The following is a 19,365-nucleotide window of genomic DNA, read 5'->3' as shown; positions in this document are numbered from 1 at the left end:
GATCATGCGCAAACAACAACCTAAAGCGCGATGACGGTTCATCCAAATCTCATCGCGCTTTAGGCGGGCCTACGTTCCGGTTGCATTTCGCGGCCTCCGCTCCCTAAACTGCCGTCATCGTCGGCGCGTTATAATTCGCGTCGAATTTGAGCTTCAGTTGCGGCGGTGCTGCGATGGAACGGGATACCGTACTCGTCGACCTCGCGCTTCAGGGCGGCGGCTCGCACGGCGCCTTCGCCTGGGGCGTGCTCGATCGCCTGCTGGAGGAGAAGTGGCTCAGCATTGCCGCGATCTCCGGAACCTCGGCGGGCGCGATGAATGCGGCGGTGCTGGCGGACGGCTGGACCGCCGGCGGCGCCGAGGGCGCGCGTGAGGCGCTCGAGCAATATTGGCGCCGGGTGTCGAGGGCCGCGGCCTTCAGCCCGCTGCAGCGTTCGCCGCTCGACCGGCTGATGGGGCGCTGGACGCTCGATACCTCGCCGTTCTACATCTTCACCGACCTGATGTCCCGGGTGCTCTCGCCCTACGACCTCAATCCGACCGGGTACAACCCGCTGCGCGCGGTGCTGGCCGAGAGCATCGATTTCGAGCGGCTGGCGCGCTCGCCGATCATGCTGTTCATCACGGCGACGCGGGTGCGCACCGGGCGCGGGCGCATCTTCCGCAACGCCGAGATCACGGCCGACGTGCTGCTCGCATCGGCCTGCCTGCCGACCATGTTCCGCGCCATCGAGATCGATGGCGAGCCCTATTGGGACGGCGGCTTTGCCGGCAATCCGACCATCACGCCGCTGGTGCGCGAAAGCGACGCGCACGACACCATCCTGGTCCAGATCAATCCGACCGAGCGGCCGGAGGCGCCGCGGACGGCCGCGGAGATCCTCAACCGCCTCAATGAAATCTCCTTCAACTCGCCGCTGATGAAAGAGCTGCGCATGATCGCGCTGCTGCGCCAGGCCGCCGATCCCGGCAGCGGCGAGGGCGCGCGCTGGGCCAAGATGCGGACGCACCGGATCAAGAGCGACATGCTCGCAAAGTTCGGCGCGTCGTCCAAGCTCAATGCGGAGTGGGAGTTCGTCTCGATGTTGCGCGCCGAGGGGCGCCTCGCCGCGGAGGCGTTTCTCGATGAGCATGGCGCGGATATCGGCCGGCAATCGACCGCCGATCTCGACGTACTACTGGCGGAGTGCTGAGGCATGGGTCTGCTCGGCCTCCTCGTCGGGCTCGGTCTGCTCGTGCTGTTTGCGTTTCGCGGCTGGAGCGTGCTCCTGCTTGCGCCGTTCGCCGCGCTCGTTGCTGCGCTGTTCGGCGGCGAGCCGCTGCTTGCGAACCTGACCCAGGTCTTCATGGTGAATGCCGGTGGCTTCCTGGCCCAGTTCTTCCTGATCTTCCTGCTCGGCGCCGTGTTCGGCAAGCTGATGGACGACAGCGGTGCGGTCACGTCGGTGGCCGGCTTCATGGCCCAGCGCCTCGGCGAGCGCCGCGTGATCCTCGCGGTCGTGCTGGCCGGCGCGGCCGTGACCTATGGCGGCGTCAGCCTGTTCGTCGCGTTCTTCGTGATTGTCCCGATGGCGCGTTCGCTATTCCGCGCGGCCGCGATTCCGCGCCGTCTGATCCCGGCGGCCATCGTGCTGGGCACGTCCACTTTCACCATGTCGGCGCTGCCGGGCACGCCGTCGATCCAGAATGCGATTCCGATGCCGTTCTTCGGCACCACGCCGTTTGCCGCGCCGGGCCTCGGCATCATCGCGTCCCTCATCATGTTAGGTGCGGGATTGTGGTGGCTGCATCGCGCCGAGGCCGCGGCCAGGCGCGCCGGGGAGGGCTATGGCGATGATGTCGAGGATGCGGCCGAGCGCGCGGCTGCCGACGAGCTCGTGCGCGAGCGCGCGACCACGGCGCGCGAGTTCGATCCGGCGGAATTGAGTCGCGGGCAACGCAGCAGCGGACCCTCACCGGTGGCGAGCGCGATCCTGCCGTTGGTCGTCGTCGTCGTAGTCAATCTCGTGATGTCGCTCGTCGTGCTGCCGCGGCTCGACGTCTCCTACCTCGCCGAGCAACGCTTTGGCGGGACGTCGCTCGCCGCGGTCGCGGGCGTATGGTCGGTCGCGGTCGCGCTGGCCGCGGCCATTGCCACGACGATCGCGCTGAACTGGGCGCGCCTACCGGCATTGCGGCAGACCATGGATGCCGGGGCCAATGCCTCGGTGCTGCCGGCATTCAGCGTCGCCAGCCTCGTTGGGTTCGGCGCGGTGGTCGCCGCGCTGCCGGCCTTCACTATTGTGCGCGACTGGGTGCTTGCGATCGAAGGTGGTCCGCTGGTCTCGCTTGCGGTCGCGACCAACATCCTTGCCGCACTGACCGGGTCGGCGTCAGGCGGCCTGACCATCGCCCTCGACGCGCTCGGCCCGACCTATGTCGAACTCGCCGCGCGCAGCGGTATCGACCTTGCGCTGATGCATCGTGTGGCCGTGATCGGCTCGGGGACCCTCGATATCCTGCCGCACAATGGTGCGGTGGTCAGCCTGCTCGCGATCTGCGGCCTGACGCATCGCGACAGCTATTTCGACATCGTGATGGTCGGCATCGTGACGTCGCTCGTGGCGCTGGTGGCCGTGATTGCACTCGGCAGCGCACTTGGATCGTTCTGAACGAACTGTCTAAGCCGCCAGCCGGTCGAGCAGGGCCAGCATGACCGGCGCGTCGGGCATCGGCAGCACGGCGTCGATCCGCTCTAGCAGGCGCGATTGCAACAGCGCGTTGCGCGCCTTGCCGATGGTGCCGAGCGGACCGCGAAATCCGTGATCCTCCCAGGCCATTTCGAGCAGGCTCTCGCTGATCAGGGCCTCGATGAGGTCGTCGGCCTGGCGCTCGATGCTGATCAGCGGATGGGCCGAGAACACGGTGGGCTGCGGATAGAGGATGACGGGCTTGGCCGGCGCATTAGCCTCGAGCCGTTTCCAGCGGTCGGCGTCCTGGAGCACCCATTCGACCAGCTGGTTCTCGTAGCCGACGATCAGCGGCTGCGCGCCCGCGCCGCCTGCGACATAATCGTCGAACAATTTGCCTGATGACGGCGGCTTGAAGCCCATGCGGCGGAACACGGTGGCGACATCGCCGTCGATTCTGCTTAAAGTCTCGGGCATCACCACGTCGCCGGACAGCAGACTCGCGGCAAGACCGGCGAACATGAAGCCGGAGTTGGACTTGTTCGGATCGGTGCAGACCACGCGGGCGCGACCGAACAGATCGGCGACGCCGATCGCCGACCAGTTCTCGCCGGCGATGATGGCCTTGAGCAGCTTCGACAAATCCACCGTGTAGCGCGGCCCGCCGGCGGGCTGCGCGATGCCGCCCTTGACCAGGCCGTCGGCGATGCGATCCCAGGAATACAGCACGATCGGCGAGTTGAAGATCACCTGGTCGCGCGTGATTTTCACACCCGAGGATCGTGCGACTTCTACGAGCACCGAAGATGACGGCCACAAAAATTGCGGCTTCTGGTCGAGCAGCGCGCGCTCGCGCACCATTTCCACCGAGCCGGCACGGCGGCCGTCGAGGACGAGGCCGAAACGGCGCTCCAGCGTGTTCTTGACCCGGGCGTTGGCCAGAAACCCCTCCTTCTCACCGCCGGCAAAGCCGAACAGCCGCTTGGCTTCGCCGAAGCGGCCGGCAATTTCAGGATGCTCGCGCAGATAAACATAGCCGCCGGTCGCCGCTGCACTCGCAGCGACGAGGCCGATGCCGAAGGCGCGGCGCGAGATAGCCATCAGGGCGTTCCTCTCTTGGTCTCAACTGGAGCTGCCGGCGGCGTCGGGCCGATGTCCTCGTCGAGCGAGCTTTTGAGCAGTTTCAGCTCGATATCAAGCTTGTCGAGGTCGGCGTCCCTCAGATTGGCGGCATAGCGGGTGAAGGCGCCGTCGAGCCGCTCGATCATGTCGCCCGTGGCGGCGAGCCGCGCGGTGTCGGGCACGGCGCTCTTCTCGAGCGAACGGTAGGCCTCTGCGATCTCGGCCGCGCGCGGCAGATAGTAGGTCAGGAACCGGCGCACCCGGTCAAGCCGCAAGGGATCGCTCTCGATCGCCGCAAAAATGTCGCGGGCGATCTGCACGAGATGACGGATGCGATCGGCGACCGCGCGGGTGCGGATCGCGGATGCGGTATATTCCATCCGCTCGGCGAGCGGCTCGGCTTCGGCCAGCAGCTCGTTTGCAAACTCGATCTTGCCGCGCGCAATGCCGCTAGCTTCGAGCGCGGCGAAGCGGTTCCGCGGCGCCAGCGCCACGACGATGCCGCCGCCGGCGACCGCGCTGATCGCGAGTGCGATCAGGAACGGCATGCCGAGCCCGATCGCCAGCGACGGCAACAGCGCTGCGGCTGTCACCCCACCCGCGATCCAGCCAAGCCCGGACGGCATTGCGGCCATTCAGTTGTACCCTCGTACGGCGCGGAACGCGTCGGTGAGACTCTTGCTGCCGTCGAACACGCGGCCTCCGGTCAGCTTCGCCAGATTGTCGAGCTGGCCCCGGTCGACCTCGGAGCCGAACGTCACGCCGAACACCGGCACGCGATGACCGTCCGCACGCCAGGCCGACTCGAATGTCGACATATATCCCTGACTCTTGCCGTCGGTCATGATGACGATGGCCGGCAGATGCTGGCCGTCGGCGAGCCGCGGCTTCATCAAGGCGAGCGCCTGCGCGGCACAGGTATAGAAGTCGGTGCCGCCGCCGGCGCGCAGTTCGAGCGCGCGGGCGAGCAGGCCGGTCTGCTCGTTCTCGTCGCCGGTGGCCCGCGCCGTCCAGAGGATGTGATCGCTGAACGGCAGCACCAGGATCTCGTCCGACTTCGTCCACTGCACCAGCACCTCGCGCGTGCGTGCCGGCGTGAGCAGGAAGCGTATGGCATCGAGCAATTGGGTCTCGCCCGGGCCCTGCATGCTGCCGGAGACGTCGAGGCAGAGCGCGGTCAGCGAGGGCCGGCGCAGCGCTTCCTGGTAGATCAGCAGCGCTTTCTGGATCACCGCCGGCTCCGGCGGACGGATCACGGTCACGGGACGCGACGGATCGAGATTGGTCTTCGGGTCCGCGGCAAGCGGCGTGGCGCGGCCGATCTCGACGCGCCGGCCGGTCTTGGCGATCTTGCCTTGCGTATCGCCATTGAGCAGGAACGCCTGGAGGTCGGTGAAGAAGCTCTCGACCTCCTTGCCGCGGCCACGGTCGACGAAGCCGAGCGGCGAATCGGCGACCGCCACGCCATCGGCGGGATAGATCGCGTAGAGCGGCTCGTGATTGTCGGCGATCAGCTTGTCGTTGGTCTCCTTGATGACCGCCTCATAGTTCCAGATCGCCTGGTAATGCGCGCCGCTGCGCTCGCCGTCGCGGTAGAGGTCGGCGAGCCAGCCGCTGGAGCCGGCGCTGCGCTCGACGCCCTTCAAGAGTCCGCGTGCCGTCGCCAGCACCTCGGGCTTGTCGAGATCGCCGGCCTCGATCAGATCGGGCTTGCCGATCCCCGCCGCGAGCATTGCAAGATAGGCGGCGGCTCCCGAATTCGATTGCGTCGCCGACGTCATCAGGAATTTCAGCTTGCCGGCCTCGACGGCGGCGAGGATGTCCTTGGCGGTCACCTTGGCGCCGATCCAGCCCAGCTCCTGCGCCTTGGAGCGGCGCACGCCGAGAATGACCGGCATCTGCACGATCGACTTGACCATCTTCACGCGCCGCGTGGTGTCGAACATGTCGATCCAGATCGAGGCGGCCGGCCACACGGCATCGGTGCCGGGATCGCCGGCTTTCAGCGCGAGGGCGATGTCGAGCGAACCCTGATAGCGCATGGTGCAGGTCGCGTTGCGCGACTTGCAGAACTCCTGCACCAGCGGCTCGAGGATGTCGTTCTCCGAGCCCGAGAGGATGGTGAATTGCGGCCCCGGCCCGCCGCAGCCCGACAGCAGTGCGGCCATCAAAGGCACGGCGAGCAACGCCAACGAACGCCGCAGGAAACCGAAAATCCTCATGCGCGAGCCTTCATGCAGCAGCCCTTATGCAGAAGCTTCATGGAGAAACCGCTACAACGCACGCATCAAGGCGCAGCCTTCGCGATCGCGGTCTTCAACTCATCCGTCAGCTGCGACATCCGCTGCTCGATCTCGGCGCGCTTGGTGCGGCCCTGCTCCTGCACGGTGAGCACGCCGGAGATGGTGTCGATCAGGTCGCGGTTGGTCTTCTCCAGGGTCTGGATGTCGACGATGCCGCGCTGCGACTGCTTCTCGATCTCGATCGCCTGGGTCTTCATCATCTCGGAAGCTTGGCGCATCATCTCGTTGGTCGCATCCGTGACCGTCTTCTGCAGCTCCAGCGCCGACTTCTGCCGGTTGAGGCCGAGCAGCAGGATCATCTTCTGCTTCCACACCGGGATGGTCAGCTCGGTGGTTGCCTGCAAATTCTCGATCAGCGTCTCGTCGCCGGACTGGACGATGCGGATCTGTGGCAGCTGCTGGATGCCGATCTGGCGCGCCTGCTGCAAATAGAACACGCGCTTCTCGAGCCGGTCGAGCGCCTGGAGCGCATCCTGATAGGTCTGCGCGGCGAGCATGGCATCGCTGCCGGCGCCTTGCGCCTTCGCGTTTCGCTCCATCTCGATGAGCTTGCCGCCGCGGAATTCCTCGGTGAACGCCTTGCCGGCGGCGATGTGCATGTCGAGCTGACCGAGCGCACCCCTTGTCTGCTCGTAGAGATCGTCGAGCAGGGCGATGTCGCGGCGCAGGACCTCCTTGTTGCGGTCGAGCTCGACGCAGACGCGGTCGACCTGCGAGGCGACGTCGTTGAACTGCTCGGTGAAGCGGCGCAACCGCGCCTCCGCCGACGAGAACAGGCGGGTGAGAAAGCCCTTGTCCTTGAGATCGGCCGGATCGAGCCCGCGCGCCTTGCCGAGGATATCAGTCAGCAGCTTGCCGGTGGCGCCGAGCTCGCGGTTCTGGGTCTGGGCGAGGATGCGGTCGGCGAACTCGACCACCGAGCGCTGGGCCCGCTCGCCAAACGTGACGAGGCGCGAGCGATCCGAAATGTCGATCTCGGACTTGATCCGCGCGACCGCGGATGCGTCGGTCGGAAGTGCCGGGACATTGATGGTTTCGCTCACCATTTGCTCCTTGGTTCGTGCCGCAGCCAGGATCTCGACCTGCCGCTTGGGCAGGAAAGCCCGGCTCGTCTGACAGATTGATGACAGCCCTGTGGACTTGGTCGGTGCACAGGCCGTCCGAGTTCGGTGGTGGGACAAAATTTCACATTGGCTTCAATTCGTTAGGACGGCGGCGCGCGCTCCGGTAGGCAGGCCGCGATCTTCCTTGGCGCGATTGGTTCAGGCTGTGGCAATTGACGGGGGGCGGTCAGTTGCATTGAATTGGTCGGCCTATCGGCTGAACGATATCAAGACAGTGGGGATGGAAACGATGGCGCGCAAGATTGCGAAGCTGTGTGCGTGGCTCGCCGGTGCTGCGGCCGTAATGGGTGCAAGCGCCGGCTCGGCGGCGACGCTGGCGGAGGATGCGGACACGGTCTGCAAGGGGCTCACCGGCGGGACGGATGTCGTGAAGATCGATTCCGCGACATCGCTGGCGCCATCGCAGCTCGCCCTGGCCGAGCGCGGACCGACGCCGTCGGGGCGCATCACGCCGGCCAATCCCGCCTTCTGCAAGGTGCTCGGCCGTATCGATCCGGTCGATCCCAAGGCGCCGCCGATCAAATTCCAGGTCAATCTCCCGGTCGAATGGAACGGCCGCTCGCTGCAATATGGCGGCGGCGGCTTCAACGGCGTGCTGATCACGGGCCTCAGCCTGCCGCCGGCCTATCCTTTCGACAAGCCGTCGCCGCTGGCGCGCGGCTTCGTCACCTACGGCACCGATTCAGGCCACGAATCCAAGCCGGGCGAGCCGCCGCAGCTGTTCGCGCTGAACGACGAAGCCTTCGAGAACTTCGCGCACCGCGCCTACAAGAAGGTGCGTGACGCCGCCATCGCGCTGATGCAGCGCGCTTATGGCAAGAAGCCGGAGAAGATGTACTTCATGGGCTCGTCCGAAGGGGGCCGCGAGGGCCTCACCATGGCGCAGCGCTATCCCGACGATTTCGACGGCATCTTTTCGCGCGTGCCCGTCATCAACTGGGTCGGCTTGCAGCATGCCGGCACGCGTTCGGGCCTTGCGACCATGGGCGAGGGCTGGATCAACCCGGCGCAGGTCAAGCTCGTCGCCGATGCGGTGCGGACGGCTTGCGACAAGGCCGATGGCGCTGGCAATGCGCTGGTGCGGGATCCCGTCGCCTGCAAGGCCGCCTTCAAGGTCGAGACGCTGCGCTGTGAGGCCGGCAAGACGGGCGATCAATGCCTCACCGAGCCGCAGGTCAAGGCGGTGCACACGCTGCATGGGACCTACAAATTCCCGTTCGCGCTGGCCAACGAGCTCGACGATTATCCGGGTTGGGGTATCTCAGGCGAGGACACGCCTGCCATCGGGCCGACCGGCGGCTGGACCGCGTGGTGGCTCGGCACCGCGCCGCCGGCACAGCCGCCTGCACCCAACAACGGCATCGCCTGGATCTACGGCGCCGGCGGCATTCAATATGTGTTCGCGCGCGATCCCAAGCTCGACGTCGCGACCTACAAGGTGGAGGACCACAAGGCGCGGCTGCTCGAGGTCTCCAGCCTGATGGACTCGACCGATCCTGATCTGAGCCGCTTTCGCGCGCGGGGCGGCCGGCTGATCATGCTCGAGCACATGGCCGACTACGCGCAGAGTCCCTATGCCGGCATCCGCTATTTCGAGAGCGTCGAGCGCAAGCTCGGCAAGGCCGAGACCGCGGAGTTCGCGCGGCTCTACACCGCGCCCGGCGTCGACCATGTCGGCTCCGGCGCGCCCGCCAATATCGACATGCTGAGCGTGCTGGTCGATTGGGTGGAAAAGGGCAAGGCGCCGGGCGATCTGGAGGTCAGCGAGCAGAAGCTCAAGGCACCGTCATTTGCCGTGCTGCGCGCACTGCCGCTGTGTCGCTGGCCGGCCTGGCCGCAGTACAAGTCCGGCCCGGTGACCGAAGCGGCGAGCTTCACCTGCGCGCCGTAACCCTTCACCTCTCCCCGCTTGCGGGGAGAGGTCGGATCGCTCTTGCGATCCGGGGTGAGGGGGTACGGGTCCCTCGGCGATCTCACGTGTGGAGAGAGGCCCCTCACCCTGATCCTCTCCCCGTAAGAACGGGGAGAGGGGAAAGAAAGAGCCCAGCTCACTTCGCGTAATTCGTCATCCGCCGTCCCGGCAGCAGCTCATACGCCGATTTCCAGCCGGGCAGGGCGGCCATGCGGCCGAGCCAGGCATGGATGGCGGGATGGCTCGCCGCGAAATCAAAGCCGTGCTCGTCGCTCGGATAGTGCAGATAGGCCATCATGGAGATATCGGCGACCGTCGGCTTCGCGCCGATCGCGAAGGCGTTGTGCTGGAGATGGCCGTCGAGAATGCCGAGAAAATCGTCGAGCCGCCGGCGGAAATGCTTCAGCACCTGCGGATCGTTCTTCTCGGTGAAGGCCCGCATGAAGCGATAGGTCGCCATGTAGCCGGTGAGCTTGTGGTTGTCCCAGAACAGCCATCGCAGCAGCTCGAACTTCTCGTCCTCGGTCTCGGCGCCGAAGCGGCCATATTGTTCGGCGAGCATGAGCAGCAGCGGCGCGGTCTGCGTCATCTTCACGCCGTCGATCTCGAGCACGGGAATCTCGCCCATCTCGTTGATGGCCTTGCGCCACTCCGCCGTGCGCGTGACGCCGCCGCCGAAATCGGTCCACACCGGCTCGAACGTCTCGCCACACAGCGTCAGCATCAGCGCCAGCTTGTAGCTGTTGCCGGATTCCGGGAAGTAGTGCAGGCGGTAGTTGGGCATGGGACCTCACGACGAGCGGTGTTGTCGTGAGTATATAGCGAGATCGCTCCACATCGTCATTGCGAGCGCAGCGAAGCAATCCAGCAATGCATCCGCGGAAAGACTCTGGATTGCTTCGTTGCGCTCGCAATGACGGAGTTTGCGGAGACGATGGGGCTAACCCACCGCCCCCGAACCTCGCAGCTCTTTGATCGCCTGCTCGTCGTATCCCGCCCCGCGCAAAATCTCGTCACTGTGCTCGCCGACGGCTGGCGGCTTGCGCGGCTGGACCTTCTTGGCGCCGTCGATCCAGATCGGGCTGGAGATGGTGAGCATGGTGTCGTTCTCGAACGGCACCAGCACCTCGTTGTCGAGCATCTGCTTGTCGTTGGGGATGTCATCGAGAATGCCGACGATGCCGAACACGAGCCCGTTGCCGTCGAGAATTTTTCGCCATTCGGCGAGATCCTTGGTGGCAAAGGTCTCATCAAATATCTTGATCAACTCCACCGAGCGGGCGTGGCGGTCGGGCTTGGTGGCGAAGCGCGGATCGGTGATGAGGTCTTCGCGTCCCAGGCATTTGGCCAAGGTTGGAAACTGCCTCTCCTCGCTCAGCAGCGACAGGATCAGCCAGCGGCCGTCCTTGCATTGATAGTGATTGGCGACCGCGTTGAGCGCTCGCTCGCGTGGCCGTCGCTCGGCGAATTTGGCGCCGCTCAGCTTTGCCTGTGCCAGCACGCTCGCCGCCCAAATGCCGTTTGCCATCAGATTGGAGGCGACATGCGAGCCCTTGCCGGTCTTCTCGCGCTGATAGAGCGCCGTGACGATCGCGCTGTAGAGCGCCATGGCGCAGGGGTGGTCGCCCATGCCGGCGACCGAGCGCGCCGGAGTGGTCTCAGTGTCGGCGCGGACGAGGTCCATCAGGCCGGAGCGCGCCCAATAAGCGTTGCTGTCGAAGCCGGGCTTGTTGGCCTCTTCGCCCTTTTCGCCATAGCCGGTGAAGGAGGCGTAGATCAGCCGGTCGTTGAGATGGGCGAGATGGTCATAGGTGATGCCGAGCTTGGCGCGCACCGGCGGCGGCATGTTGGTGATGAAGACGTCGGCCTCCTCCACCAGCTTGTAGAGCACGGCCTGCGCTTCGGGCTTGGAAAGGTCGAGTGCGATGCTCTTCTTGTTGCGGGCCTCCAGCAGCCAGGCGTAATTGTGCTCGCTGCTTGGATAGCCCGGAATGTTGGGCAGATTGCGATAGGGGTCGCCGGCGCCGGGCGGCTCGATCTTGATGACGTCGGCGCCGAAATCCGACAGCACGGTCGCGGCCGCGGGCGCTGCGATGAAGCTCGCGCAGTCCAGAACCTTCAGGCCCGCAAAAATGCCCTTTTCCATCGCGGCGTTGCTCCCTCGTTCTTGTCGTTTCCCGCGCGCTGGAATTGGCGCGGGCGGATCATGGGAGCATTAGACCGATGTTTCGCCGGGATGCAACGGCGCCAGGCGCAGGGCTTGCTGTGTCCAGCGCGCGTCCGCCACCGACCCGAAACCATCTCCGTCACCCTGAGGTGGCCGCTTCTTCAGCGGCCCTCGCACCTCAGGATGACGGAGCTGCGATTGCGCGCCGATGCGAGCCGTGAATTCAGAAGCGTCCTCACTCCTCCCCCGCGAGCAGCGCCGCATTGCCGCCCGCTGCCGCGGTGTTGATCGTCACGGTCTGCTCGGTCGCAAACCGCGCGAGATAATGCGGGCCGCCGGCCTTGGGGCCGGTTCCGGAAAGGCCATTGCCGCCGAACGGCTGCACGCCGACCACGGCGCCGATCATGTTGCGGTTGACGTAGATGTTGCCGACCTGGACGCGGTCGATGATCGCCTCGATGGTGTCGTCGATGCGCGAGTGGACGCCGAGCGTCAGCCCGTAACCGGTGCGCGCGATCGCCTGCAGCACGCGCTCGAGGTTCTCGGCGCGGTAGCGCACGACATGGAGAATCGGGCCGAACACCTCCTCTTTGAGCTGGCCGGCGTCCTTGAGCTCGAAGATGTGCGGCGCGACGAAGCAGCCTTCGGGCGCCTTGCCGGCAAAGTGCAACTTCGCCTCGCTCTTCATCCGCGCGACGTGCGCATCGAGCCGCTGCTTGGCCTCAAGGTCGATCACCGGTCCGACATGGGTCGCGACATCTGCGGGATCTCCGATCCTCAATTCACGCGCAGCGCCCGCGATCATCTCGATCATGCGGTCGGCGACGTCCTCCTGCACGAACAAGAGCCGCAGCGCCGAGCAGCGCTGGCCGGCGGAGCGGAACGCGGAGGTGACGACGTCGTCGGCGACCTGCTCGGGCAGCGCGGTCGCATCGGCGATCATCGCATTGATGCCGCCGGTCTCCGCGATCAGCGCACGATCGGCCCATCCTTGGCGGCGAGCGTCCGGTTGATCGCCCGCGCGACCTCGGTCGAGCCGGTGAAGACGACGCCTGCGATGTCTTGATGCGCGGTGAGCACTGCGCCGATGCGGCCGTCGCCGGTGACGAGATGCAGTGCGCCCTTGGGAATGCCGGCCTCGTGCAGCAGGGCGACCGCCTCGCGCGCGATGCGCGGCGTCTGCTCGGCCGGCTTTGCCACCACGCAGTTGCCGGCCACCAGCGCCGCCGTGACCTGGCCGAGGAAAATCGCCAGCGGGAAATTCCACGGCGAGATCGCGACGAACACGCCGCGGCCGCGCATGGCGAGCGCATTGCTCTCGCCGGTCGGGCCCGGCATGGCGGCATCAGCACCGAACAGCTTTCGGCCCTGCGCAGCGTAGTAACGGCAGAAATCGGCAGCCTCGCGCAGCTCCGACAGCGCATCGTCGAGCGTCTTGCCGCCCTCGCGCTGCAAAAGCGCGATGAAATGCGTGCTGCGGCTCTCCAGGAGATGCGCAGCCTGCTCCAGCGCCGCCGCGCGCACGGCCGCCGGCGTCCGGCTCCATGCGGCAAAGCCTGCGCTCGCCGCAGTCACCGCTGCGTTGGCCTGCTCCGGCGTGGCATCGGCAATCGGCTTGAGATCAGTCGCCTCAGCTTTGACGTCCGTGAGCAACTGATCGAGTGCGGCACGCGCACCGAACTCGACGCCACGCGAATTGCGCCGCTCCGGTGCGAACAGATCGCCCGGCAGCGGAATCCTGGGATGCGCCGCCGCCTGCGGCCGGACGATGGCATCTGCCGGTCGCTGCAACAGCGCCGGGACCGGCACGCGGTAATCGGCGGCCTGCGCCACGAACGAAGAATTGGCGCCGTTCTCCAGGAGACGTCGGACCAGATAGGCCAGCAGATCGCGATGGCTGCCGACCGGCGCATAGGTGCGGTAGGCGATATCAGGATGGTCCTTGGCGAGCTGCTCGTAGAGCGCCTCGCCCATGCCATGTAGGCGCTGGAATTCGAAGCCGCCGCTGCCATGCGCAAGCTCCAGCACGGTCGCAACCGTCAGTGCGTTGTGGGTGGCGAATTGCGGGAAGATGCGCGGCCGCAAGGCCAGCAGCTTCGAGGCGCAGGCGACGTAGTTCAGATCCGTCATCGCCTTGCGCGTGAACACGGGATAGCCGTCGAGCCCCCGCTCCTGCGCGCGCTTGATCTCGGTGTCCCAATAGGCGCCCTTGACGAGGCGCACCATCAGCTTGCGGTCGTGCGCGCGCGCCAGCGCGTCGACATAGTCGATCACGGCGCTGGCGCGCTTCTGATAGGCCTGGATCGCGAGGCCAAAGCCGTCCCATCCTTTGAGTGAGGGATCGGCGAGCGTCGCCGCGATCACGTCGAGCGACAGTTCCAGCCGGTCGGCTTCCTCGGCATCGACGGTGAAGTTGAGGTCATGGGCCTTGGCGCGTTGCGCGAGATCCAGCAGCAGCGGCACCAGCTCGGCCATGACGCGGTCGCGGCTGATCGCCTCGAAGCGCGGATGCAGCGCCGAGAGTTTTACCGAGATGCCTGGCCGGTCGGGCAGGGGATGATCACCCGCCGCCTTGCCGATGGTTTCAATCGCACTGGCATAGGCGTCGAAATAGCGCTTCGCGTCCGCCGCCGTGCGGGCGCCTTCGCCGAGCATGTCGAAGGAGTAGCGCGGCTTCTGGCCGGAGCGCGGCTTGCCCCGTTCCAGCGCCTGCTCGATCGTCTCGCCCAGCACGAAATGATTGCCCATCAGCCGCATCGCCTGGCGCGTCGCGGTGCGCACCGCGGGCGCGCCAAGCCGCTTCACGAGGCGGCCGATGGTGCCGTCCGGCGTCTCGCCGGGCTGGATCACCCGCGCCGACAGGCCCAGCGCCCAGGCCGAGGCGTTGACCAGGAACGCCGTGGACTTGGTCTCGTGATGGATGAAGTCGCCCTCGCCGAGCTTGTCCTCGATGAACTGGTCGGCGGTGCGCGCGTCGGGCACGCGCAGCAGCGCCTCGGCCAGCACCATCAGCGCCAGCCCTTCCTTGGTCGAGAGCGCGAACTCCCGCAGCATGTCCTCGACGCCGCCGAGCCGGTCGTCGCGCTTGCGGATCGCCTCGATCAGCCGGGTCGCAGTGCGGTCGATGCGCGCCTCCTGCGGCGGGCTCAGATGCGACGCGGGCAGGAGCTTTGCTGCGATCTCGGCATCATCAGGGGCGTAAGGCGCGGTGAAGGGCGGCGGGATGTCTGGCATGGCGTGTCCTGTGGCTCAAACTCAGAATAAGGCCCGCGTGACCGTAGCTCGATAGACAATTTAATAATTTTGCCTTAGAAAATGAAGATCGATGATAAGATAGCCGCAGAAAATATGGAACTCGATCGAATCGACCGGAAAATCCTCTCTGTTTTGCAGCAGGATGGGCGAATCGCCAATGTCGAGCTGGCCGAGCGCATCGGCCTGTCGCCGACCTCGATCGGCGAACGGCTGAAGCGGTTGCAACGTGAGGGCTTTATCGAGGGCTATGGCGCGCGGCTCAATCCGCACCGGCTGGGCCTTGGCCTGCTGGTGTTCGTCGAGGTGCTGCTCGACAAGACCACGCCCGACAATTTCGAGCGCTTCGCGCGCGCGGTGAAACTCGCGCCTGAAGTGCTGGAGTGTCACATGGTTGCAGGCGGCTTCGACTATCTAGTGAAGGCGCGGCTTGCGGACATGACCGCCTATCGACGTTTCCTCGGCGAGACCCTGCTGTCGATGCCGGGCGTGCGCGAGACGCGAACCTATGCGGTGATGGAGGAGATCAAGCGCGACGCACCGTTGCCGGTAGAGTAACGAAGTGCGGTCGCGATTGTCATTGCTGTGGCGTTGAGGATGCGGTTTTCGCGGGAAAAATAGCTCTCCGTGTGCAATCGCAACGCCTGTCGTCGAATGCACTGGCCGTCTTCTGAAATTTTCTTGGCCCCGCTCCCGGATCGATCCGGGAGGCAGCAAAGGCTGGCGGGCTTATACTTTGAGGTTCTCTGCGGAGGTCTTGCCCCGGTTTGCGATCTCTTCGTATTCAACCGTCTGTCCCTCGTTCAGGGTGGACAGGCCGGCTTTCTGCACTGCCGAGATATGCACGAACACATCCTTGCCCCCCGACGCAGGCTGGATAAATCCATAACCCTTCGTCGGGTTGAACCACTTGACCGTACCTTTAGCCATCACGACTTCTCCGCGGGTCTTCCTCCGAGATCGCGAACCGCCAGTCCCCGCCAACCGGCCGGTTCGGTCCTAACAGGATACGCGGATTGTGGCGGGCTTGGTAGCTCAAACCACATCAGCATTTCGCCGAATTCCGCTCAACTTCGCGGCGTTTTTGCCGGTTTTGCCCGTTTGGCGGTCAAATGGCCCGCACCCCGCGTGCCGTCCGTCAATAAGTCGCGGCCAGATAATCGACGATCTTGCCGACATCGGCATCGTCGATCGGTGCGCCATAGACCTTGATCATCTTGGTCACCTCGGCCTGCCAGAAGCCCTTCTTGTCCTTCATCGGCGGCTGTGTGGCGACGTAGTCGGACGAGTGGCAGGCGGTGCAATTGCCCTGCACGACCTCCAGATTGGGCCCGGGCTTGAACGCGGCGACCTCGTCGGGGGTCTTGTAATTGACCGGCGCCGCAAGCGCCGAGCCCAGCAATGCGGCGAAGGCGAGCGAGGCGGCGAAGAGAACGGTGCGCTGCATGATCATTCTCCTCAGGCGACGGTGACGCGCGTGGTTTCGACGACATTGCGCAGATAACCCGCGGGGTTCCAGCGCGGCGTATCCGGCTGGGTCTCGCCGCCATTGCCGGTGGCGCGCACCTTGAGCTCGACCTGGCCGGCCGCAAGCTTCACCGGCAGCTTCCATTCACGGAATGCGTATTTGCCGAGATCCTTGCCGAGCTTGGCGCTCGCCCAAGTCTTGCCGCCGTCGGTGGAGACCTGGACCTCCTTGATGCCCTTGCCGCCGTCGAAGGCGATGCCGCGCAACGTCGTGCGTCCCGCCTTCAGCTTGGCGCCATCAGGCACACTGGTGATGAAGGAGCGGATGGTGAAGCGGTTGATCGGGATCGTCGCCTTCGGCGCGGTGCCCGGCTCGATCGCATTGTTGGGCGTATCGGGAATGCGATAGGCCGACTTCATCCAGAAGCCGTCATAGACGTTGTCGATGACGGTGATCTCGTTGAGGTGCTTGACCCAGTAGGTGCCGTAATAGCCGGGCACGACCAGGCGCAGCGGGAAGCCGTTGAGGAACGGCAGGTCCTCGCCGTTCATGCCATAGGCCAGCATCACCTCGCCGTTGCTGGCGTGGTCGATGTCGAGCGCCTTGATGAAATCGGGCGTCTTGTCGCTGACCGGGCCGTCCATGCCGTTGAACGTGACCTGCTTGGCGCCGGCCTGCACGCCGGCCATCTCCAGCACGGTCTTGAGCGGCACGCCGCGCCAGCGCGCGCAACCCATCGCGCCGTTGGCGAGCTGGCCACCGGCGACGCGCGGCTCGGAAAAGCCGCGGCTGTTGCCGGAGCACTGGTTGACGGCGACGATCTCGGTCGCCTTCATCTTCCTGATGTCCTGGAGCGACAGCTTGAGCGGCTTGTCGACCTTGCCCTTGACCTCAAGCGTGAACTTGTCGGGGTCGAGATTGTAGGGCAGGTCGGAGAGGTGATAGCGCACGAAGAACGCGTTGTTCGGCGTGATCGGGCCGTCGTTGAAGACAGCGAACGGCGTCTCGAGCTGCGGCGGCCGGCTGGTCAGACCGATCATCGGCCGCTTCTGTGGATATTTCACCAGCGGCCGTTCGCCATTGGTGAAGGGCAGCGTGACGGTGTCGAGGGCCAGCGCCTTGGTGGAATTCAGTGTGGCCGCGATAGCGGCAAGTCCCGCTCCTTTGAGCAGGTCGCGTCGATCGAACATGGTGTCTCCTCCCGGAGCTTTTCGTTGGACAGCGGTCATCACCGCGATCCCGCGCTCATCTGTCGCAACGATTTGAATGAAGTCAATTCGTGCTTTCGCAGCAAGCCCATGCCGCTGCGTTGCAGCAAGCCGGTGTTACGTCTGTAACGAGATTGAGCCTGGCTGTAGCGGCGACGATGGTGCGCTCCCTCGCCCCGTTCTTACGGGGAGAGGGTTGGGGTGAGGGGCCTCTCTCCGCACGTGAGGTCGTCGTGAGACCTGTACCCCCTCACCCGGATCGCACCGGACGATGCTTCGCATCGCCGAGGCGATCCGACCTCTCCCCGCAAGCGGGGAGAGGTGAAGAAGAATCAGGCCGCCACGCGCTCGCCGCGATCGACCAGCGCCGCAAGCTCCCTCGCATCCGCAACCACGCGCACGGCCATCGGCTCGTCGCGGCCGCGGATCGCGACTTCCTGCTGCGGCAGCGAATCGTCGCCAAGGCCGGCGGTGCGGCGGACTTCCTCGGAGACGATGGCCTCGCAGGCCAGGGTCTTGGTCATGTCCTGGAGGCGGGCGCGACGTTGACGGCGTCGCCGAGCGCTGTGAACACGATGTGATCGCGATAGCCGATGTCGCCGATGATGACCTCGCCGCCATGGATGCCGATGCCGAACCGGATCGGCTGGCGCAGATCATGGCTGAGGAGGTCGTTGAGCTCGTCGATATTCGCGGCGATGCTGCTGGCCGCCTTCAGCGCCTGCCGGCAGGCTGCTTGCGGATCGGCTGACAGTCCGAACAGCGCGAGCATGCCGTCGCCGACGAACTGGTTCGGCTGGCCGCCATGCTCGATCACCGCCTGCGAGACCGCGCCGAGGAAGCGGTTGACGATGAAGACGGTGTCGAACGGCAGCCGCTTCTCGGCAAGCTGCGTCGAGCCGCGCATGTCCACGAACAGGCTGACGAGATAGCGCTCCTGGCCGATTCGCGTGGGCGTCGAGGCGTGCGCGTTGGCGGACAGAGTGTGCGGCGTGAAGAGCTGGAAGAAGGAGAGGTCGCACTCCGGCCGCAACTGGCAGGCAAGCCGGATCGAGGGATCGGCGGTGCCGACACGGGCGAGCACGAACGCCTCGCGCTGCGACGGCTCGGGCAGGACGGCATGGTCGCCGATGATACGGATGCGGCAGGTCGAGCAGCGGGCGCGGCCGCCGCAGACGCTGGCATGCGGCACGTTGTGGCGCAGGCTCGCCTCCAGCACGGACAGGCCCTTTGGCACCCGCACCGTCTTGCCGTTGCCGTAGGACAGCGCGATCATGCCGCCGCGCCGTTCGCGCAAGGCCCGCACGCCGCGCGCGCCAGCACCAGTCCGAGCAGGCCGACATAGCCGATGGTGAGGGTGTTGGTGATGCGGTCGAGCGTTGCGGCCTCGGCCGTCGAGCCGAGCTGGCGGCGGGTGAGATTGTGCGTGCGCCATTCGCCGTCATCGGCATCGAACATCACGCTGCGGCCGCCCTGATAGACGCCGAGCAGCGACAGCGTCGGGATCAGCACGGCGGCCGCGAGCAGATAGGGCGCCGCGCGCGTGAAGAACGGTTTCAGGCGAAGCCAGAAATAGATGCCGATGCAGCCGTGGATCCAGGCGATGGTGAGCAGGATCGTCATGGTCCAGATGCGGTTCGAAGAGAAGAACAGATAGAGCTCCTGCGGATAGAGCTTCTGGTGCCCGTACAAGGTCTGGCCGAGCCGCACGCCGATCACATGCGCCATGACCAGCGCCGGAATGCTCAATCCCAGCACGAGCTGGAGCGGCTCGATGGTCTTCCAGCGGAACTGCCGGCGCTGATACAGCGCGTAGACGCCGAGCCCCATATGGGTGAGGGCGGCGCCGTAGAACACAATCGCGACGGGCAGGAATTGCCAGAATGCCGTGTGATAATAGACCCCGACCTCCATGGCATCGACCGAGATGTTGCCGAGCGCATGGTTGAGGAAATGGCTGATCACGTAAGCGAACAGGATGATGCCGCAGACCAGCCGCACCTGCCGCACGCCGGTCGCGCGGACGAGTTCGGGCATGTGGACGGGAGCGGTGGCCATGATTCGGTTGTATCAGTTCATCAATGAGAACAGCCAGCCTAGCGTTTAATTCCCGGAGTGGACAGCTCGCCCGATCACATGC

13 protein-coding genes and 2 pseudogenes are annotated in these 19,365 nt (G+C 65.6%); 4 read left to right on the top strand and 11 right to left on the bottom strand.

Annotation, left to right across the window (positions count from 1 at the left end):
* Positions 1-173 precede the first annotated feature (173 nt).
* The gene (locus FOM02_RS41390) at positions 174-1,193 is read left to right on the top strand and encodes a patatin-like phospholipase family protein (protein ID WP_027561510.1); all 1,020 of its coding nucleotides are present in this window, start codon (positions 174-176) and stop codon (positions 1,191-1,193) included.
* Positions 1,194-1,196: 3 nt separating this feature from the next.
* A complete protein-coding gene (locus FOM02_RS41385) occupies positions 1,197-2,651 on the top strand; it encodes a GntP family permease (RefSeq protein ID WP_027561509.1) in 1,455 nt (484 codons plus the stop codon).
* A gap of 9 nt (positions 2,652-2,660) precedes the next feature.
* Here the strand turns inward: FOM02_RS41385 and FOM02_RS41380 are convergent, their stop codons facing one another.
* From FOM02_RS41380 to FOM02_RS41365, 4 genes are all read right to left on the bottom strand, one after another.
* Complete coding sequence (locus FOM02_RS41380; protein ID WP_027561508.1) at positions 2,661-3,770, bottom strand: hypothetical protein; 1,110 nt, start codon at positions 3,768-3,770, stop codon at positions 2,661-2,663.
* A complete protein-coding gene (locus FOM02_RS41375) occupies positions 3,770-4,426 on the bottom strand; it encodes a 5-bromo-4-chloroindolyl phosphate hydrolysis family protein (protein WP_027561507.1) in 657 nt (218 codons plus the stop codon). The genes FOM02_RS41380 and FOM02_RS41375 overlap by 1 nt, the downstream gene beginning before the upstream one ends.
* Positions 4,427-6,013 (bottom strand): vWA domain-containing protein, encoded by a 1,587-nt coding sequence (locus tag FOM02_RS41370; protein ID WP_035730456.1) that lies wholly within the window; start codon positions 6,011-6,013, stop codon positions 4,427-4,429. It lies immediately after the preceding gene.
* Positions 6,014-6,078: 65 nt separating this feature from the next.
* Complete coding sequence (locus FOM02_RS41365; protein WP_027561505.1) at positions 6,079-7,137, bottom strand: toxic anion resistance protein; 1,059 nt, start codon at positions 7,135-7,137, stop codon at positions 6,079-6,081.
* Between the two features lie 310 nt (positions 7,138-7,447).
* Between FOM02_RS41365 and FOM02_RS41360 the strand changes: the two genes are divergently transcribed.
* On the top strand, positions 7,448-9,109 hold the full coding sequence (locus FOM02_RS41360; protein WP_027561504.1) for a tannase/feruloyl esterase family alpha/beta hydrolase: 1,662 nt from the start codon (positions 7,448-7,450) through the stop codon (positions 9,107-9,109).
* A gap of 157 nt (positions 9,110-9,266) precedes the next feature.
* Here FOM02_RS41360 and FOM02_RS41355 read toward each other — a convergent pair whose 3' ends face one another.
* From FOM02_RS41355 to putA, 3 genes and pseudogenes are all read right to left on the bottom strand, one after another.
* On the bottom strand, positions 9,267-9,914 hold the full coding sequence (locus FOM02_RS41355; RefSeq protein ID WP_027563825.1) for a glutathione S-transferase family protein: 648 nt from the start codon (positions 9,912-9,914) through the stop codon (positions 9,267-9,269).
* Between the two features lie 156 nt (positions 9,915-10,070).
* Positions 10,071-11,276, bottom strand: coding sequence for a CaiB/BaiF CoA transferase family protein (locus FOM02_RS41350; protein ID WP_027563826.1), 1,206 nt, complete (start codon positions 11,274-11,276; stop codon positions 10,071-10,073).
* A gap of 256 nt (positions 11,277-11,532) precedes the next feature.
* Positions 11,533-14,531, bottom strand: a pseudogene (gene putA, locus FOM02_RS41345) (bifunctional proline dehydrogenase/L-glutamate gamma-semialdehyde dehydrogenase PutA).
* Between the two features lie 114 nt (positions 14,532-14,645).
* Between putA and FOM02_RS41340 the strand changes: the two are divergent.
* Entirely contained in the window at positions 14,646-15,107 is a 462-nt protein-coding gene (locus tag FOM02_RS41340; protein WP_027563828.1) for an Lrp/AsnC ligand binding domain-containing protein, read from the top strand.
* Positions 15,108-15,278: 171 nt separating this feature from the next.
* Here the strand turns inward: FOM02_RS41340 and FOM02_RS41335 are convergent, their stop codons facing one another.
* From FOM02_RS41335 to FOM02_RS41320, 4 genes and pseudogenes are all read right to left on the bottom strand, one after another.
* Positions 15,279-15,479: a cold-shock protein gene (locus tag FOM02_RS41335; RefSeq protein ID WP_008563500.1), complete on the bottom strand. Its 201-nt coding sequence runs from the start codon at positions 15,477-15,479 to the stop codon at positions 15,279-15,281.
* 208 nt (positions 15,480-15,687) lie between these two features.
* A complete protein-coding gene (locus FOM02_RS41330) occupies positions 15,688-15,996 on the bottom strand; it encodes a sulfite:cytochrome C oxidoreductase subunit B (protein ID WP_027563829.1) in 309 nt (102 codons plus the stop codon).
* A gap of 11 nt (positions 15,997-16,007) precedes the next feature.
* A complete protein-coding gene (locus FOM02_RS41325) occupies positions 16,008-17,207 on the bottom strand; it encodes a molybdopterin-dependent oxidoreductase (protein WP_027563830.1) in 1,200 nt (399 codons plus the stop codon).
* A gap of 350 nt (positions 17,208-17,557) precedes the next feature.
* Positions 17,558-19,283, bottom strand: a pseudogene (locus FOM02_RS41320) (adenylate/guanylate cyclase domain-containing protein).
* Positions 19,284-19,365 lie beyond the last annotated feature (82 nt).

It is taken from the genome of Bradyrhizobium sp. SEMIA, assembly GCF_014844175.1.
GTDB lineage: Bacteria > Pseudomonadota > Alphaproteobacteria > Rhizobiales > Xanthobacteraceae > Bradyrhizobium > Bradyrhizobium arachidis.
Note: the sequence above shows the minus strand (reverse complement) of the source record. Positions and strands in the feature narration are given on the sequence as shown.

What these genes read in the sequence shown, in the direction of transcription:
- FOM02_RS41355 (WP_027563825.1), bottom strand. Translation starts at nt 9,914, where the DNA reads ATGCCCAACTACCGCCTGCACTACTTCCCGGAATCCGGCAACAGCTAC.
- FOM02_RS41330 (WP_027563829.1), bottom strand. Translation starts at nt 15,996, where the DNA reads ATGCAGCGCACCGTTCTCTTCGCCGCCTCGCTCGCCTTCGCCGCATTG.
- FOM02_RS41360 (WP_027561504.1), top strand. Translation starts at nt 7,448, where the DNA reads ATGGCGCGCAAGATTGCGAAGCTGTGTGCGTGGCTCGCCGGTGCTGCG.
- FOM02_RS41370 (WP_035730456.1), bottom strand. Translation starts at nt 6,013, where the DNA reads ATGAGGATTTTCGGTTTCCTGCGGCGTTCGTTGGCGTTGCTCGCCGTG.
- FOM02_RS41375 (WP_027561507.1), bottom strand. Translation starts at nt 4,426, where the DNA reads ATGGCCGCAATGCCGTCCGGGCTTGGCTGGATCGCGGGTGGGGTGACA.
- FOM02_RS41325 (WP_027563830.1), bottom strand. Translation starts at nt 17,207, where the DNA reads ATGTTCGATCGACGCGACCTGCTCAAAGGAGCGGGACTTGCCGCTATC.
- FOM02_RS41340 (WP_027563828.1), top strand. Translation starts at nt 14,646, where the DNA reads ATGGAACTCGATCGAATCGACCGGAAAATCCTCTCTGTTTTGCAGCAG.
- FOM02_RS41350 (WP_027563826.1), bottom strand. Translation starts at nt 11,276, where the DNA reads ATGGAAAAGGGCATTTTTGCGGGCCTGAAGGTTCTGGACTGCGCGAGC.
- FOM02_RS41390 (WP_027561510.1), top strand. Translation starts at nt 174, where the DNA reads ATGGAACGGGATACCGTACTCGTCGACCTCGCGCTTCAGGGCGGCGGC.
- FOM02_RS41385 (WP_027561509.1), top strand. Translation starts at nt 1,197, where the DNA reads ATGGGTCTGCTCGGCCTCCTCGTCGGGCTCGGTCTGCTCGTGCTGTTT.
- FOM02_RS41335 (WP_008563500.1), bottom strand. Translation starts at nt 15,479, where the DNA reads ATGGCTAAAGGTACGGTCAAGTGGTTCAACCCGACGAAGGGTTATGGA.
- FOM02_RS41380 (WP_027561508.1), bottom strand. Translation starts at nt 3,770, where the DNA reads ATGGCTATCTCGCGCCGCGCCTTCGGCATCGGCCTCGTCGCTGCGAGT.